14 protein-coding genes and 1 pseudogene are annotated in these 15,313 nt (G+C 51.2%); 10 read left to right on the plus strand and 5 right to left on the minus strand.

Annotated elements, in window-relative coordinates:
• From H2508_RS00905 to H2508_RS00945, 8 genes and pseudogenes are all read left to right on the plus strand, one after another.
• A pseudogene (locus H2508_RS00905) lies at positions 1-372 on the plus strand (transposase); the annotation flags it as partial.
• 216 nt (positions 373-588) lie between these two features.
• Positions 589-1,677 carry an NAD(P)-dependent alcohol dehydrogenase gene (locus H2508_RS00915; protein ID WP_182168539.1) on the plus strand — a complete coding sequence of 363 codons (1,089 nt, stop codon included), beginning with the start codon at positions 589-591 and terminating at the stop codon, positions 1,675-1,677.
• Positions 1,678-1,942: 265 nt separating this feature from the next.
• A complete protein-coding gene (locus tag H2508_RS00920) occupies positions 1,943-3,415 on the plus strand; it encodes an aldehyde dehydrogenase family protein (RefSeq protein ID WP_182168540.1) in 1,473 nt (490 codons plus the stop codon).
• Positions 3,416-3,513: 98 nt separating this feature from the next.
• Positions 3,514-3,876, plus strand: a complete 363-nt coding sequence (locus tag H2508_RS00925) for a c-type cytochrome (RefSeq protein ID WP_182168541.1) — start codon at positions 3,514-3,516, stop codon at positions 3,874-3,876.
• Between the two features lie 10 nt (positions 3,877-3,886).
• Positions 3,887-4,576 carry a hypothetical protein gene (locus tag H2508_RS00930; RefSeq protein ID WP_182168542.1) on the plus strand — a complete coding sequence of 230 codons (690 nt, stop codon included), beginning with the start codon at positions 3,887-3,889 and terminating at the stop codon, positions 4,574-4,576.
• Positions 4,577-4,589: 13 nt separating this feature from the next.
• Positions 4,590-6,161 carry an FAD-binding oxidoreductase gene (locus tag H2508_RS00935; protein ID WP_182168543.1) on the plus strand — a complete coding sequence of 524 codons (1,572 nt, stop codon included), beginning with the start codon at positions 4,590-4,592 and terminating at the stop codon, positions 6,159-6,161.
• A 708-nt stretch (positions 6,162-6,869) separates the two neighbouring features.
• Positions 6,870-8,420 carry a hypothetical protein gene (locus H2508_RS00940; RefSeq protein WP_220463538.1) on the plus strand — a complete coding sequence of 517 codons (1,551 nt, stop codon included), beginning with the start codon at positions 6,870-6,872 and terminating at the stop codon, positions 8,418-8,420.
• Between the two features lie 10 nt (positions 8,421-8,430).
• A complete protein-coding gene (locus H2508_RS00945) occupies positions 8,431-8,823 on the plus strand; it encodes a hypothetical protein (RefSeq protein WP_182168594.1) in 393 nt (130 codons plus the stop codon).
• A gap of 175 nt (positions 8,824-8,998) precedes the next feature.
• On the opposite strand, the gene H2508_RS00950 is transcribed toward H2508_RS00945, so the two are convergent.
• The 3 genes from H2508_RS00950 to H2508_RS00960 are packed head-to-tail and all read right to left on the minus strand — an operon-like array spanning position 8,999 to position 10,792.
• Positions 8,999-9,973, minus strand: a complete 975-nt coding sequence (locus H2508_RS00950; RefSeq protein ID WP_220463539.1) for a TOTE conflict system archaeo-eukaryotic primase domain-containing protein — start codon at positions 9,971-9,973, stop codon at positions 8,999-9,001.
• An 8-nt stretch (positions 9,974-9,981) separates the two neighbouring features.
• Positions 9,982-10,500 (minus strand): GNAT family N-acetyltransferase, encoded by a 519-nt coding sequence (locus H2508_RS00955; RefSeq protein WP_235964654.1) that lies wholly within the window; start codon positions 10,498-10,500, stop codon positions 9,982-9,984.
• A gap of 4 nt (positions 10,501-10,504) precedes the next feature.
• A complete protein-coding gene (locus H2508_RS00960; protein ID WP_182168545.1) occupies positions 10,505-10,792 on the minus strand; it encodes a type II toxin-antitoxin system TacA family antitoxin in 288 nt (95 codons plus the stop codon).
• Between the two features lie 174 nt (positions 10,793-10,966).
• Between H2508_RS00960 and H2508_RS00965 the strand changes: the two genes are divergently transcribed.
• Complete coding sequence (locus H2508_RS00965) at positions 10,967-11,365, plus strand: MbcA/ParS/Xre antitoxin family protein (protein WP_182168546.1); 399 nt, start codon at positions 10,967-10,969, stop codon at positions 11,363-11,365.
• 440 nt (positions 11,366-11,805) lie between these two features.
• On the opposite strand, the gene ahpF is transcribed toward H2508_RS00965, so the two are convergent.
• Complete coding sequence (gene ahpF, locus H2508_RS00970; protein WP_182168547.1) at positions 11,806-13,422, minus strand: alkyl hydroperoxide reductase subunit F; 1,617 nt, start codon at positions 13,420-13,422, stop codon at positions 11,806-11,808.
• Between the two features lie 178 nt (positions 13,423-13,600).
• Positions 13,601-14,164 carry an alkyl hydroperoxide reductase subunit C gene (gene ahpC / locus H2508_RS00975; protein ID WP_182168548.1) on the minus strand — a complete coding sequence of 188 codons (564 nt, stop codon included), beginning with the start codon at positions 14,162-14,164 and terminating at the stop codon, positions 13,601-13,603.
• Positions 14,165-14,312: 148 nt separating this feature from the next.
• Here ahpC and H2508_RS00980 point away from each other — a divergent pair, with 148 nt between their 5' ends.
• The gene (locus H2508_RS00980) at positions 14,313-15,200 is read left to right on the plus strand and encodes a hydrogen peroxide-inducible genes activator (protein ID WP_182168549.1); all 888 of its coding nucleotides are present in this window, start codon (positions 14,313-14,315) and stop codon (positions 15,198-15,200) included.
• Positions 15,201-15,313: the final 113 nt, after the last annotated feature.

Genomic DNA, 15,313 nt, shown 5'->3' on the forward strand with positions numbered 1-15,313 from the left:
GGCAACGTGCGCTACCAGCTCAAGACGCCGTACCGGGACGGCACCACGCACGTCATTTTCGAACCATTGGATTTCATTGCAAGGCTGGCCGCCCTGGTACCGAAGCCCAGAGTCAACCTAACCCGCTTCCACGGGGTGTTCGCACCCAACAGTCGGCACCGGGCGTTGGTCACGCCGGCAAAACGGGGCAGGGGCAACAAGGTCAGGGTGGCTGATGAACCGGCAACACCAGCACAACGGCGAGCGTCGATGACATGGGCGCAACGGCTCAAGCGTGTTTTCAATATCGACATCGAGACCTGCAGCGGCTGCGGCGGCGCCATGAAAGTCATCGCCTGCATTGAAGACCCTATAGTGAGATCCGCCGTGCTGGTTGTCGGAAAAGGAGCCGCTAGTGGGAAAGAGGAGGGTAAATTTTCAGCGTTGCTGGCTCCCCGTCAGCCGGATTGGGTTGCATCGCAGGGGTGTCGAAAGAGTCAACTGCGGTCCAAAGCTGTTGGACTTGGGTGAAAAGGGCGTTTATTCTTCCTATACGTCCACTGCCATGGTCCAGCTCCACGATTGCTGTCATCCAACCGGAGAACCGATATGAAGATTCAAGCAGCCGTAACCCGCGCCCAAGGGGAGGAGTTCGCCCTTGAGGAAGTGTCTCTGTCAGCACCAAAAGCGAATGAGGTTTTGATCAAGGTTGTGGCCACAGGTGTCTGTCATACCGACGCCGTCGCTCGGGATTTGGGCATCTCGCCCTATCCAATCGTGTTGGGGCATGAAGGCTCAGGTGTTGTCGAACAGATCGGCGAGAACGTTACCAGTCTTGCACCCGGCGATCATGTGGTGATGTCTTTTGCCCATTGCGGACAATGTGAAAACTGCCTCACCGGGCATCCAACGGTCTGCTCGCGGTTCAACGAACTCAACTTCGGTGGACGGATGGAAGATGACACTTATCGTTTACACCAGGGCGATACGGAACTGGGGACTTTCTTCGGCCAGTCTTCCTTCGGCACTTACGTGGTGGCTCATGAACGCAACGTAGTGAAAGTCGACAAAGATGTGGATCTGGCTTTGCTGGGCCCACTGGGTTGCGGTATCCAGACGGGTGCCGGCACGGTACTCAATCGCTTGAAGCCGGCGTTCGGTACGTCCATTGCCATCTACGGCTGTGGTGCCGTGGGTCTCAGCGCAATCATGGCGGCCAGGATCGCCGGATGTCAGCAGATTTTCGCCATTGATGTACACGATAGCCGTCTGCAGTTGGCCAAAGAGCTTGGCGCAACCCATGCGCTGAACGGTAAGCAGGTGGATGTAGTCAAAGAGATCCGCGACGCCTCGGGTGGCGGCACTCATTACGCGGTGGAGAGCACTGGTGTCCCGCCGGTAGTACGCCAGTGCCTTCATGCGCTGCGCCCATTGGGACAAGCCGCCATCGTTGGCGTAACGCCGGAAATGAATATCGACGTTCATAACGATCTGATGGCTGAAGGCAAGAGCATGATCGGTGTGATCGAAGGTGATTCCGTCCCGCGGGTATTCATTCCCAAGCTGGTGGAATTTTATAAGGCAGGGAAATTCCCCTTTGATAAATTGGTCAAATTCTACAACTTCGATCAGATAAACCAGGCCTTTGAAGATTCCGCCAACGGAAGTGCCGTCAAACCCATCCTCAAGCTGGCCTGAGGTTGCTGTCAGTCAGGGCAGCAATATTGAGCGGTTTGCTTCTCCGGGAGCACGAACCGCTCCGGATCCTGACCAATCTTATTTCAAAGTCACGGATTGGCTGGAGCCGGACTTGTCACCCATTCTCATAAGTTGCGTCAAATCTGGCGTGTGAAACGTTATTAGAAAGCGATGATAAAGCCCTGCGCGTTCGAGAATCGGCTGGGCTCGCGCTGGCCTCTGCTTCCGCCACTGCGAACAACATAAGTTAATAGAGAGAAGTGTCATGAGTACTAAACCCGTCTATCAAAATCTTGAATTGCAGCCCATTGCTGGTCAGTGGCGGCTGGGAAGCGCCCAACGTCATCTGGAGGTCACTGACCCCTTCACCGGCGAAAGCCTCCTTAGGCTGCCCATGGCGAGCCGTGAGGATCTGGACGAGGCCTACCGTGCGGCCGAGAAGGCTCAGGTTGATTGGGCCGCGATGGGACCGGCGGCCCGTGGCAATATCCTGCGCCGGGCCGTGGAAATCTTCGATGAACGCAAAGACGAAATCATTGACTGGCTGATTCGTGAATCCGGTAGCACGCGCATCAAGGCCAATATCGAATGGGGTTCCGCCCGCGGCATTACGCTGGAATCTGCCAGCTTGGCGGCGCGCGTCCACGGCCGCATTCTGCCCTCGGATGTGCCCGGTAAAGAAAGTCGTGTCCATCGCGGCCCGCTAGGTGTGGTCGGCGTTATCAGCCCCTGGAATTTCCCCCTGCATCTGAGTGCCCGTTCAGTGTCGCCGGCTCTCGCGCTCGGTAATGCCGTGGTGGTCAAACCGGCCAGCGACACCCCAATCACAGGCGGCTTGCTGTTGGCGCGCATCTTTGAAGAAGCCGGACTTCCAGCGGGCTTGCTGAGTGTCTTGGTTGGCGCCGGCTCCGAGATCGGCGACGCCTTTGTCGAACACCCGGTGCCCTCCTTCATTTCTTTCACCGGTTCCACGGAGGTCGGCCGCAACATTGGCCGTATTGCCAGCGGCGGTGAACACCTCAAACGCGTCGCGCTGGAACTGGGCGGCAACAGCCCGTTTGTGGTGCTCGCCGATGCGGATGTTGAAGCCGCGGTGAACGCGGCGGTGTTTGGCAAGTTCTTGCATCAGGGACAGATCTGCATGGCCATCAACCGCATTATTGTAGAAGCGCCCTTGCTGGACGAATTCACGGAGCGCTTCGTGGAGCGTGTCAAAGGTTTGGCGTATGGCGACCCGAGCAAGGCCGAAACGGTGGTCGGTCCGGTGATCAATGCCAAGCAAATTGCCGGTCTTAAAAACAAGATCAGCCAGGCACAACAGGAAGGAGCCGTTTTACTCGTCGGCGGCGATACCCAAGGCAACGTCATGCCGCCGCACGTATTCGGCAAGGTGACCGATGACATGGAAATCGCACGCGAGGAGATCTTCGGTCCGTTGGTGGGCATTCAAAGCGCCCGCGATGCGGAGCATGCCCTGGAGCTGGCCAACAGCAGCGAGTACGGATTATCCAGCGCCGTGTTCACCCGCGACGCCGCCCGCGGCGTAGAGTTTGCGCAACGGATTCGCGCGGGTATGACTCACGTTAACGACATGCCGGTGAACGACGAACCGAACGCGCCCTTTGGCGGTGAGAAAAACTCCGGCCTTGGCCGCTTCAACGGCGACTGGGCCATTGAGGAATTTACGACGGATCATTGGATCACTGTGCAGCATGCGCCACGTGGCTATCCATTCTGATGAAGCGTCCTAATGAATTTTTTATGTACCCGTGGGGATGCAGGATTCCGGCACATGCTTTTTGATGTTCGCCGATCCACTTACTTGGAGAATTAAAAATGTCTTACCCCTTGAGCGGCAACACTGCAAAGCGGATGCTGATAGCGAGCATCTTCCCCTTTGCGTTATTGGCGGCATCGGCGCAGGCCCAAAACACAGATCACGATAAAGGCCCGTGGCAAAGTCGATGGAGCAGCGGCGAAGAACTGTACGAAAAAGTCTGTAGCCAATGTCACGATCCCAAGGTTGGCGTGGGTACGGCGATCCAGGGTCGCGTGCTGCCGGTCGAGTATGTGAAGTTCATCGTCCGCAATGGCTTCAACGCCATGCCGTCTTTCCAGGCCTCTTATATCGACGATGAATCCATCGCCATGGTGGCGGAATACCTGTCGAGCCTGCCCGCTCCGGCAGCTCAGCCTTGAGGAATCTGTCATGAGTGTAAATCGTCGTTCCGTGCTTAAAGGTATGGCTCTGACCAGTATCGCGGGTGTGACCGCGACGGGCTTGGGAAGCGCGCTTGCCGCCGGGCCCGCCTCCACCGTAACGGCTCAGCCGCTACTGGCTCTGGTCAACGAAGGCCCAGCCGAATCGCTTTTCCTGTATGGCGCCATGGCTGCCAGGGATTCGCAATCCCAGCTGCAGGTACAAAGAGTCGACCGCGATCCTGGCTTCATGCTGGAGTTTGAACGGGAGCTGCGCCGTGGTGTGCCAATGAACGTCATCGGCCTGCTGGATAACGCCTCGGCAGCCCTGGTGCTGGATATGGCCCGCAGTGGCGGCGCACGTATTCAGTGGCTCGGTCAGCACAGCGCCGACGCCGGCTTCAGCCGCCATCACCTGCTCAGGACTGAGATTGCTGAAGGTTGCGCGCAACAGCTCAGCCATCAGCTGCAGGCCTGCGGAGCAGGCTTTAGCGTGACCGAGGAGCGCCAGAATAGCGCCGTGACCTCTCGTCAATTAGTGGCGTCTTCCAACCAGACCAGTCACTCCGCGCAATGGGCCAGCAGCATTGGTTATTTGCTGGCTTCTCTCGGCGCGCCGACAACGCTGAACATCCCGGCGTCACCCAACACGAGCTTGCCCGTCACCGGCAGCTTCGTTTCTTTCTCGATCAAGGCCTGAAGGAGTTTGAGCAATGGCTGAACAAAATAATGCGGTACTGCCTAAAGGCGTGGTCCAGCAAGAATTCAACAAGGCTGTCGAGAAGTTTCGAACCTTGCTGGGAGAAGACAACGTACTGGTCAACGCTGACCAATTAGTGCCTTACAACAAAATCATGATGTCCGCCGAGAATGCAGACCATGCGCCTTCGGCGGCGCTGACCGCGACCACCGTTGAGCAGATACAGGGCATCCTCAAAGTCTGTAACGAGCACAAGATCCCCATCTGGACCATCTCCACCGGCCGCAACTTCGGTTACGGTTCCGCGGCGCCGGTTCAGCGCGGCCAAGTCATTCTCGACCTGAAGAAGATGAACAAGATCCTCGAGATCGACCCGGTGATGTGCTACGCGCTGGTGGAGCCAGGCGTAACCTACGGACAGCTCTACGATTACATTGAAGAAAATAACCTGCCGCTCATGCTGTCATTCTCCGCGCCGTCCGCCATCGCTGGACCTCTGGGCAACACCATGGACCGCGGCGTGGGCTACACCCCTTACGGCGAGCATTTCATGATGCAGTGCGGCATGGAAGTGGTGATGGCCAACGGTGACGTCTACCGCACCGGCATGGGCGGAGTAGAAGGCAGCAACACCTGGCAAATCTTCAAGTGGGGTTATGGCCCTACTCTTGATGGCATGTTCACTCAGGCCAACTACGGCATTACCACCAAGATGGGTTTTTGGCTGATGCCGAAGCCACCCGTCTACAAGCCCTTCGAAGTGATCTTTGAGAACGAAGACGACATCACCGAGATCGTGGAAATGCTGCGTCCGCTGCGCATCTCAGGGACCATTCCCAACTCAGTAGTGGTTGCCAACATTCTATGGGAAGCCGGCAGCGGCAACGTGCGTCGCTCTGACTACACCACTGAGCCGGGCCATACCCCTGATTCGGTCCTGAAGAAAATACAGAAAGACACCGGCATGGGTGCGTGGAACCTCTACGCCGCTCTCTACGGCACCAAGGAACAGGTAGACGTGAACTGGAAGATCGTCACCGATGCTTTCAAGAAACTCGGCAAAGGCCGTATCGTCACGCAAGAAGAAGCCGGTGATACGCAACCGTTCAAATATCGCGCTGAGCTGATGTCCGGTGTGCCCAACCTGCAGGAATTTGGCCTGTACAACTGGCGTGGCGGCGGTGGCTCCATGTGGTTCGCGCCAGTGAGCGCGGCCCGCGGCGACGAATGCAAGAAGCAGGCACGGCTGGCCAAACGCATCCTGCACAAATACGGCCTGGACTATGTGGCTGAGTTCATTGTTGCCCCGCGCGACATGCACCACGTCATCGACGTTCTGTACGATCGCAGTAATGCGGAGGAGAAAAAACGCGCGGATGAATGTTTCGGCGAACTGCTGGACGAGTTCGAAAAGGAAGGTTACGCCGTGTACCGCGTCAACACGCGCTTTCAGGAACGCGTCGCTCGCAGCTACGGACCGGTCAAGCGCGACCTGGAGCATGCGATTAAACGCGCTCTGGATCCGAACAATATTCTGGCTCCAGGCCGTTCCGGTATTGACCTCGATACCTATAAAAAAGTCTGACTGGACGCTAAGCAACTGGACATTGAATTTACATTACAAGGGTGGTCTGCTGACCGCCCTACCCCATTTCCCCCACCCGCCAATTATTATCAAATCTCATACGCTCTCTCTATGCTTAACCTAAGCGTGTGACCTCAGGATCAAATACTCTCGCCGACATAAAAACCAGAACGTTAAATGTTTTCACACCACAACAAATCGTCATTCAAAAGCGAGTCGCTACCAATTCATAAACCTTGCTGAAGTTTTTTTGAGCATCAATGCACACGGAGATCTTCAGTGATTTTTAATGCTGTTAGGTTTTTTCAGCTCGCCGGTAAGACCAGCGCGATTACTGAAGCAACCGCAAGAAATTTTAATGATCCTTGGAAAGGATGCATCGGAATGATGTGAAACAGTGGCTCCACGGGTGACTACAGTGGGGATTCATCGGGCAACGCGGGCGAGATCGTGACTGGCAACAGCGGGTCGATTCGCTCTCCTGTCGATACCACGCATGCACCGACCGTGGTTGAGCAGCCCCCGCCCACTGTGATCGAGCAGCCCGCGCCGGTGATCGTGCAGAGCCCGCAGTAATGCTCAAGGAGATCATCAGGGCGAACGTGCCGATCCTGGTGGGGGTCGCCTTGAGCCTCCTGGCGTTCTTTGCCGCCTGGAACTGGATCAGCTCTAAGACAGAGCCTGCCTGCGGATCGAGTGGGAAAAGCGATGGAGTTTCTTATTAACTCATATGATCTCACCCATAGCACGCTAATGACTCGCGTCATATTCAAGGGGGGAGGAAAAAAGCCGGTTTTGACTGGATACCAATCAGGGACTTTATATATCTCATCGTTGCCGGTAGAAAAAAACATATTTCAGGGCATTTTGAAGCAGAAGCTACCAATAATTTTAAGCTCATTAAGAAATATCGGGGTACATCAAGTTATATTAACCGGCAGTGCAACGAAGATATGTTCTGAAGATGAGGTGGTTGATTATATTTTTATCGATCCGCCGTTCGGGGCGAATATCATGTACTCAGAACTTAATTTTCTTTCTGAGTCGTGGGCTCGTGTTTTTACAAATGAAGAGCCTGAAGCTATTGAGAACAGCGTAAAAAATAAAACTCTATCAGACTACCGATTATTAATGGGGCTTTGCTTTAAAGAGGCTTATCGCGTCCTCAAAAAGGGGCGCTGGATGACAGTCGAGTTTTCCAATACAAAGGCATCTGTATGGAACAGCATACAAGCAGCTTTGACTGAGGCAGGTTTCATTGTGGCGAATGTATCTGCTCTCGATAAGAAGCAGGGCAGCTTTAAGGCTGTAACGACCCCTACAGCGGTCAAACAAGACCTTGTCATTTCGGCATACAAACCCAATGGCGGCTTTGAAGAGCGCTTCCAAAAAGAGGCGCAAACTGAAGAAGGCGTCTGGGATTTTGTTCGCACGCACCTGAAGTATCTGCCGGTCACCAAGCGTCAGGGGCCATTGATGCTTTTCGTTCCCGAGCGCGATCCGCGCATCCTGTTCGACCAGATGATTGCGTTCTACGTCCGCAAGGGTTACCCCGTGCCGATCTCCAGCCATGAGTTCCAGATTGGGCTGTCGCAGCGTTTCATCGAGCGCGACGGCATGTACTTCCTGCCAGATCAGGTGGCCGAATACGACCGCAAGAAAATGACCTCGGGCGAACTCAAGCAGATGGCCATGTTCGTCTCCGACGAGGCGTCCGCCATCCAATGGCTCCGTCAGCTCATCAAGGAAAAGCCGCAGACTTTCTCCGACATCAACCCGCAGTTCATGCAGCAGCTCGGCGGCTGGAGCAAGAACGAGGCCCAGCTCGACCTGCGCGATCTGCTGAATCAGAACTTCCTCTGCTACGACGGCAAAGGACCGGTGCCCGAACAGATCCATGCCTACCTCTCCACCAACTGGAAAGAGCTGCGCAACCTGCCCAAGGATGATCCGACCCTGGTCGCCAAAGCCCGCGACCGCTGGTACGTGCCCGATCCCAACAAGGCGGGCGACCTGGAGAAGCTGCGCGAGAAGGCGCTGCTCAAAGAGTTCGATGAGTACAAAGCGGCGAAAAAGAAACTCAAGGTCTTCCGCATAGAGGCTGTCCGCGCCGGATTCAAGAAAGCCTGGCAGGAGCGTGATTACGCCGTCATCGTCGCCGTGGCCGTGGCCGACAAGATCCCCAACAACGTCCTGGAAGAAGATCCCAAACTGCTCATGTGGTACGACCAGGCGGTAACTCGCATGGCTGATGAATAGGGCGGCTTCAATGAAAAAGGTACTTTATACATCGAAGAGAGATGTTTTTAGCACTTGGTTGAATGATTTCTACGTGCAGAAAAGGTCCAGATACATCTGGGCACAAATTTGTTATGACTGGAACACTGCCGAACTGCTACATGTTGTTTTTGAAAAGAACTCAGAAAATCAGGCATATATCCAATGGCCGGTGCAAGTGCCGGGAGTTCCTGTGACTAACATAGATTTTACGACTGATTTTCCAACCTTGGAAAACGGAGATCCATGGGATTACCTATCATGGCACAAAAGTGCATTAGGTTGTGACCTCATGAGCGAGCCGAGAGAAAAGCCTGAATCCTTTTGGGACTGGAGACTGAAAACTCGACCGCAAGGGAATGTGCCGCGTGGTAAAGCCAAGTAACCTTGTTCGATGCGTGCACAAGAAATAAATCGCGGGATGCCGTGGGTGGAAAAGCGAAGCGCCTGTGTCTTAAAGAAAACCGGATTGGAAAAGCTGGCTAAACGCCTTAACCTTGCCAAGAGGGCACTTTGCAGTGCTTTAATCTCGAAGTAGATGTGGTTGGCGAGTGTTATCGTTATCTGTTGAGGTGAGTTTTCCAGAACCAGTGGCTTGGACTTGGCTGTGATCTCCCAAGGAGGGCGGTTGTCGGCGACCCCTTGTTCATAACGCAGACTGTTATTGGAGGAAAGCTGCGAAAGTAGCTTGCTAATCTCTTGTTTGGAAAGCTTTTTATCTGAGAAAGATGTTGCCACTGATCGTCAATGATATTTAATTCTGTATCGACAAATGAACTGTTGCCCGAGCGCCTGGCTTCATGCTGTAGCGGTAAAGCGATCAAGTTGCCGAACCCTCCTTCCGGCAGAATATCCTGATTGGGAAACAGTCTGTCGTAAGAGTCGAAGGATAGATTTGGGTAAATCTCCATGGCGGCATCGAGAAGTCCAAAACCCAGTAAGCGCGCTTCATTGGCCGGAATTCGATCTTTGAAAAATACCCATAGGTGGGCGCCATTGCCCGAACGTGAGATTTCTATAGTATGAGGTACGCTGTATCTCTCACAGGCTCGGGCCATCGCTTTTACTTCTTCTTGCCAGTTCCCTTTGTCGAAATCGGCGGCCAGCAAATAACAGGTATTGTCCTGGAGCAACAGGTAGAGGCCCACGACCTGTAGCCCTGCTAAGTGACGATAGATGACCCGATCGTTTAACACGCTAAACTGGCGATGATTGCATTCCTGGCATTTAATCCGCGGCTTGTTGCAGATTCCCTTTGCCCACTCGTTGTTACAGGCAACGGAGTAGCCGCTTCGCCCTAGTTGGTTTTGCCAGCGATTGGCAAAAATATTGGTGCGACCGCGGAACAGGCTGCTGAAAATTGCAATTTTTTGTTCCGGGGTGAGGGGGTTTGGTATAGAAACTGTGGGTCTGGGGTTTCGCAGTTCCTTCCTGAGCTCTATGAGCTGCTGCTTTTCCTGCTCGAGTTCCGCCAACCTTGCATCGATAGTGGCGATATCTCCATATTTATTCCCCATGACGTCTTGGTGTGACATAAGCCTGGTTACAGTGATTCAAGCGACGCTATAGGTATGAACAGTTTCATGGGGTTGTCCGTTAACGGAAAAAAGAAGTCGAAAGACTGGTAGAAAGCTAGCGCATCCTGGTCGAGCACGTCGAGAACCACGCCCAGAGCGGGTATGCCCTTCGGGTTGCTTGCTATTTGATAGGCGTGTCTAAGTGCGTATACCAGCGTTTTTGCGCCCAAGCCTTGCCGGTGAAACCGTCGGTCGATGCCAAGTTGAGCAAGCAGGATCACCGGAACAGGGTAGCGCGGCAGTCGGGATGGGTCAGGTAGTTCTTCACGAACCAGGGTCTGATGGGCCAAGGTGTAATAAGCCGCTACATGAGATTTTCCTGGGCTTTCTTTGCCGATATAGGCTTCGGGCGTATAGGGCAGAACAAAAGTCCGGTTGAGGTTCAGTGCCATATTCTTTGCCGCGTAGCGGCGCAGATAGGTGTTAATGGCATCCTTGCCGCAATCGAAAGATTTAACATTGATCGCCCTGGTATCCAGGGGCAAAAACTCAGGCCTTGGCATTCAGCGCGAAGCCCTTTTGGTCAAGTGCTTGTGCTGCCTTACGGAGTTTGGCCGTTGGTGCTGGCGGGTTGTCACAAGCCTCGCAAAAGGCATCAAACTGGGCATTGGTCAGTTGGATGCTGCTGTAGGCTTCCAGTACCTCTGGCGCATGTTGATTCACCAATTGCGTGACGTAGGCCTTGATGCTGGTTAAGCCCGACGCGCGTGCAGCGCGCTCTGCCAGTGCATAGGTTTCTTCATCCCACTGCATTTCATAACGTAAAATTTTGGACATGGCGACCTCCAAACTCTGAATACGGAATATCTCCGTAATTGTTAATTATTATTACGGGTTTTATCCGTAAAGGCAAATGCTTTGTTGTCGAAGGTAAGTTGCACCCGTAATTGACTGTAACAATACAGTGTGAGAGTCTGCGTTACTGTATTGTTACAGCTTTAAAGGGTGGAGATGAAGGCAGAATTCGAGAAGCTATTGCAACCTTACTCAATCGAGCCTGGTTCCTTGCTGCCAGCGATATTCAATATTTTTGCGTTGTGGCATCTTAGCGGGTACGAGCAAATGATTCTGCTGGGTCTGAGCAACGAAAAGACGCTATACAATTGGAAAAGTCGGCCAGACAAAGCGAAGTTGCCCCGGGACTTTCTGGAGCGGGCCAGTTATATCCTAGGCATTTATAGAGCGTTACAGATTCTCTTTCCCGATACGGAGTGCAGCGATCAGTGGCTTCACTCGCCGAATGACAATCCGATGTTCGGTGGCTCGGCACCAATGGAAAAAATGCTAGGTGGTTTCGTCGTCGATTTGGCAGCTGTAAGGGAGTTTCTCGACAGCTGGCTTTCGGAGTAATAGCAGGGGCTATAGTCACGTGAAGATGTTTTCTGCGTGCGGGGTTAGAGGGCTGGCGATGAAGCTGGATTTGGGAGGTTGTCTTCAGATACGCCGTAAAATGGCGCATTTATCCGCTCAAAATAAATTTTTTTACAAGAAATTTCTGTGCATGGTATTTTTTATGGCATTTGTAGTGCTTATGGTTTTATGTAATTGATTTTAAAGAATATTATCTATCTGTTTTACAATAGAGTGGGAATAACTGGAATTGATCGGTTCTGGCTGGTATCAATCTGTATTCCCAAGGATTTGAGCTCTCATTCTTATTTTTATACTGGGCGTGATGAGTTTTAAGTAGGGTATGTACGCTGGCCTGCGGAAGGTCTGGCGCTAGCTTTAGGCTTGACTATACGATGGAGTATAAGAGATAAAAAAGCCCCAATTAGGGGCTTTTTAGTTTACGCTGCGTTTCTTTTGTCTTTTAAAGACTGATAGTCTTCATAGATCTTTTCAAGCTTGCTAGAGTTCGCTAACAAGTATTCGAAGGATGCTAACGATGCTTTTGAGCCTTCGCCCATGGCAACCACAATTTGCTTGTAAGGTACTGTGGTGACATCGCCAGCGGCATAAACACCGGGTTGAGAAGTTTCACACTTTTCGTTAATGACGATTTCACCAAACTTTGTGGTTTCAACCACATCGCCTAAGAATTTACTATTGGGCACTAAGCCAATCTGGACAAAGACACCGTCAAGTTCAATGTTGTAATTAGCCTCTGTTGCTCTATCAGTGTATTCGATAGACGAGACTTTACCATTGCTTGCATGAATTTCTTTCGTTGCGACGTTCTTTAAAATAGTAATGTTGTCTCTCGCTTCGGCTTGGTCGATTAAGACTTGGTCGGCTTTTAGCTCAGGCATAAACTCAAAGACGGTGACTGACTTTACAATACCGGCTAAGTCTAGTGCGGCTTCAATGCCTGAGTTACCGCCACCGATTACGGCAACATCTTTGCCTGTAAAGAATGGCCCATCACAGTGTGGACAGTAAGCCACGCCATTGCCGACGTTTTCTTTTTCGCCAGGAACACCAAGCTCTCTCCAGTTAGCACCTGTTGCGATAATCAAGGTTTTACTGTCTATGATTTCACCTGACGATAGCGTAATTGTTTTGATATCACCTTGCTCTATATCAGTAACCCGTAAGTGCTCTTTCACTGTAATGTTGTATTCGTTTAGGTGCGCCAGTAGCGCAGCTGATAAATCTGTTCCAGTGGTTTTAGGGACAGAAATTAAGTTTTCAATAGCCATAGTGTCCTTCACTTGGCCACCGATTCGGTCGGCGATTAAGGTGATCTTCAGGCCCTTACGCGCGCTGTAAATTGCAGAACTTACGCCTGCTGGGCCGCCGCCAATAACAACAAGGTCTTGCAGCGGTAGTTTTTCATCACTGTTAGTTTGTCCTATTGATGGGTTTTGCTCTAGCAATTTATCGATTAACTCTGCTGCGGTAACTTTACCGTTGGCAAATAATTCACCGTTTAGGTAGACGCTAGGAACGCCTTGAATGTCTCGCTCTTCAATGATGTCTTGGAACAGGCCACCGTCGATCATTTCTGCGGAAATGTTTGGGTTGATAAACGCAAACTGGTTCAAGGCTTGTACTACGTCAGGGCAGTTATGACAGCTTAGGCTGACAAACACTTCGAAGTTCATCTCTTGGTCAATGTTTTTGACCATATTTTGTAATGAGCTGTCTAGTTTAATTGGAGTGCCTGCTACTTGAAGAACCGCTAATACTAGTGAGTTAAACTCGTGTCCCGATGGAATACCAGAAAACTGGATCCCTGAGTTTTCGCCATCAACTTCAAGAAGAAAGCTGATTGGACTGCGAACTTGACCATTAAGGTCACGCTCTTCAAATTGAACTTTGTCACTGACACTGGCAAAGCTTTGTAGAAAGCCTTTAAGTTCATCGCGTTTAGAATGCTCACCGGTTTGCAAGACGAAAGTCACCGTTTTTTGCAAATCTGCGGTATAGCCTTCCAAAGCTTCTAATATTTGTTTGTTTAGCATAATGTGTTTCCTGCTTTGCAAAATTGGCTGAGTGAGTTTTATCTGATGACGATGAAAATATTTGCAGTCGCTAATGTTTAAGCGCGCTAGGTGGGCGGTGAAGCTCACCTAGCGCTGACAATAATGAGCTAGGGATAGATAGGTTGCCGACTATTGTGCAGACTTAAAATTAAGCGACTTAAATCTTACCGACTAAGTCTAATGATGGTGCGAGAGTATCTTCACCTTCTTTCCAAGCTGCTGGACATACCTGGCCTGGATTGTCGCGAACATACTGAGCCGCTTTAATTTTGCGAACTAACTCTTTAGCATCGCGACCAACACCTTCAGCTGTAATTTCCATAACCTGAATCACTCCGTCTGGGTCAACAACGAATGTGCCGCGATTTGCTAGACCCTGGTCTTCTCGCATAACGTCAAAGTTGCGAGTGATTTCACCTGTTGGGTCACCAATCATGGCATAGCTAATTTTGCCAATAGTGTCCGACGTTTCGTGCCATGCTTTGTGTGTGAAGTGCGTATCCGTTGATACAGAAAACACTTCAACACCGCGGCTTTTAAGTTCTTCATAATGGTCCGCTAAGTCAGCTAATTCAGTAGGACATACGAATGTGAAATCTGCAGGGTAGAAGAAAAATACTGCCCATTTTCCTTCGATATCTTTGTTAGAAACTTCAATGAATTCACCATTCTTAAATGCGCTAGCTTTAAATGGTTTAATTTCTGTGTTGATAAGTGCCATATCTGGCCTCCTATTAGTTACGTTAATGCTGGACTCTGTATGAGTTCGTAGATGAGTATAGGAATTGCCGGTAGTTTAGTAAATTTGAATAAACTGAAGTTAAAGTTCTATAATATTGAACTACTGGTGTCGATGGAGTGATTAAATCATGGTGTCGTTTAGGCAGTTGATTTATGCTTTAACCGTTGAAGAAACCCTGCATTTCAAGAAAGCTGCAGAGCGCTGCAATATTAGTCAATCGGCCTTAAGTACGGGGTTGAAACAGTTAGAGCAGCATTTAGACCTGCAAATTTTTGAGCGTGACAATAAGAAGGTATTGGTAACGCCCTTAGGACAGGAGGTGTTGAATCGTGCCAGGGAAATTGTGCTACAGCTAAAATCCCTCGAAGAGTTGTCTGAAAGCATTAAGCAGCCACTTAGTTTTCCGTTATCGCTAGGTGTTATTCCTACCATTGCACCTTATTTGTTACCAAAGATATTCCCTTTGCTACACGAGCAGTATCCGAAAGCAGAGTTACGCATTGTTGAAGAGCAGTCTCATGTCTTGGTGGATATGGTGCGTAAAGGAGAATTGGATACGGCTATCTTGGCGCTGCCTTATGAGCATGAAGGCCTGTTATCCTTGGAGTTCTGGCAAGAAGACTTCTATTGGGTCACCCTTAGAGGCGATCGCTTTAGCGGCAAAAAAGAAATCAACAGTGACGAGTTGATGCAAAGTAATCTCATGTTACTTAATGAAGGTCATTGTCTTAAAGATCATATTCTTGATGCCTGTAAGTTATCCGATAAACAAACGGAGCATGGCTTTGCGGCAACCAGTTTAAACACCTTGGTTCAAATGGTGCTAGGGCGTCTAGGGACAACGCTCATTCCGGCCATGGCGATGGATCAACTTGTGTCACAAAATAAGGAGCTTATAGCCGTGCATTTAAGTGAGCCTGGGCCACATCGACGCATTGCATTTCTTATACGACCGAACTTTACACGAATGGCGAGCGTAAAGGCTTTGAAAGATCTGTGTCAGCAGGCCCTTTGATCTTGCCACGCCAAACAGGCCTCATCACTAAACGGCACTACTTTCTGAAGACAGCTCTGAGCTGATAAGGTGTATTAGATTGGATCTAATCTGGCTGGCACTGCAAAAATTGC

Source organism: Sediminihaliea albiluteola (assembly GCF_014077625.1).
GTDB lineage: Bacteria > Pseudomonadota > Gammaproteobacteria > Pseudomonadales > Halieaceae > Sediminihaliea > Sediminihaliea albiluteola.

What these genes read in the sequence shown, in the direction of transcription:
- H2508_RS00915 (WP_182168539.1), top strand. Translation starts at nt 589, where the DNA reads ATGAAGATTCAAGCAGCCGTAACCCGCGCCCAAGGGGAGGAGTTCGCC.
- H2508_RS00920 (WP_182168540.1), top strand. Translation starts at nt 1,943, where the DNA reads ATGAGTACTAAACCCGTCTATCAAAATCTTGAATTGCAGCCCATTGCT.
- H2508_RS00925 (WP_182168541.1), top strand. Translation starts at nt 3,514, where the DNA reads ATGTCTTACCCCTTGAGCGGCAACACTGCAAAGCGGATGCTGATAGCG.
- H2508_RS00930 (WP_182168542.1), top strand. Translation starts at nt 3,887, where the DNA reads ATGAGTGTAAATCGTCGTTCCGTGCTTAAAGGTATGGCTCTGACCAGT.
- H2508_RS00935 (WP_182168543.1), top strand. Translation starts at nt 4,590, where the DNA reads ATGGCTGAACAAAATAATGCGGTACTGCCTAAAGGCGTGGTCCAGCAA.
- H2508_RS00940 (WP_220463538.1), top strand. Translation starts at nt 6,870, where the DNA reads ATGGAGTTTCTTATTAACTCATATGATCTCACCCATAGCACGCTAATG.
- H2508_RS00945 (WP_182168594.1), top strand. Translation starts at nt 8,431, where the DNA reads ATGAAAAAGGTACTTTATACATCGAAGAGAGATGTTTTTAGCACTTGG.
- H2508_RS00950 (WP_220463539.1), bottom strand. Translation starts at nt 9,973, where the DNA reads ATGTCACACCAAGACGTCATGGGGAATAAATATGGAGATATCGCCACT.
- H2508_RS00960 (WP_182168545.1), bottom strand. Translation starts at nt 10,792, where the DNA reads ATGTCCAAAATTTTACGTTATGAAATGCAGTGGGATGAAGAAACCTAT.
- H2508_RS00965 (WP_182168546.1), top strand. Translation starts at nt 10,967, where the DNA reads ATGAAGGCAGAATTCGAGAAGCTATTGCAACCTTACTCAATCGAGCCT.
- ahpF (WP_182168547.1), bottom strand. Translation starts at nt 13,422, where the DNA reads ATGCTAAACAAACAAATATTAGAAGCTTTGGAAGGCTATACCGCAGAT.
- ahpC (WP_182168548.1), bottom strand. Translation starts at nt 14,164, where the DNA reads ATGGCACTTATCAACACAGAAATTAAACCATTTAAAGCTAGCGCATTT.
- H2508_RS00980 (WP_182168549.1), top strand. Translation starts at nt 14,313, where the DNA reads ATGGTGTCGTTTAGGCAGTTGATTTATGCTTTAACCGTTGAAGAAACC.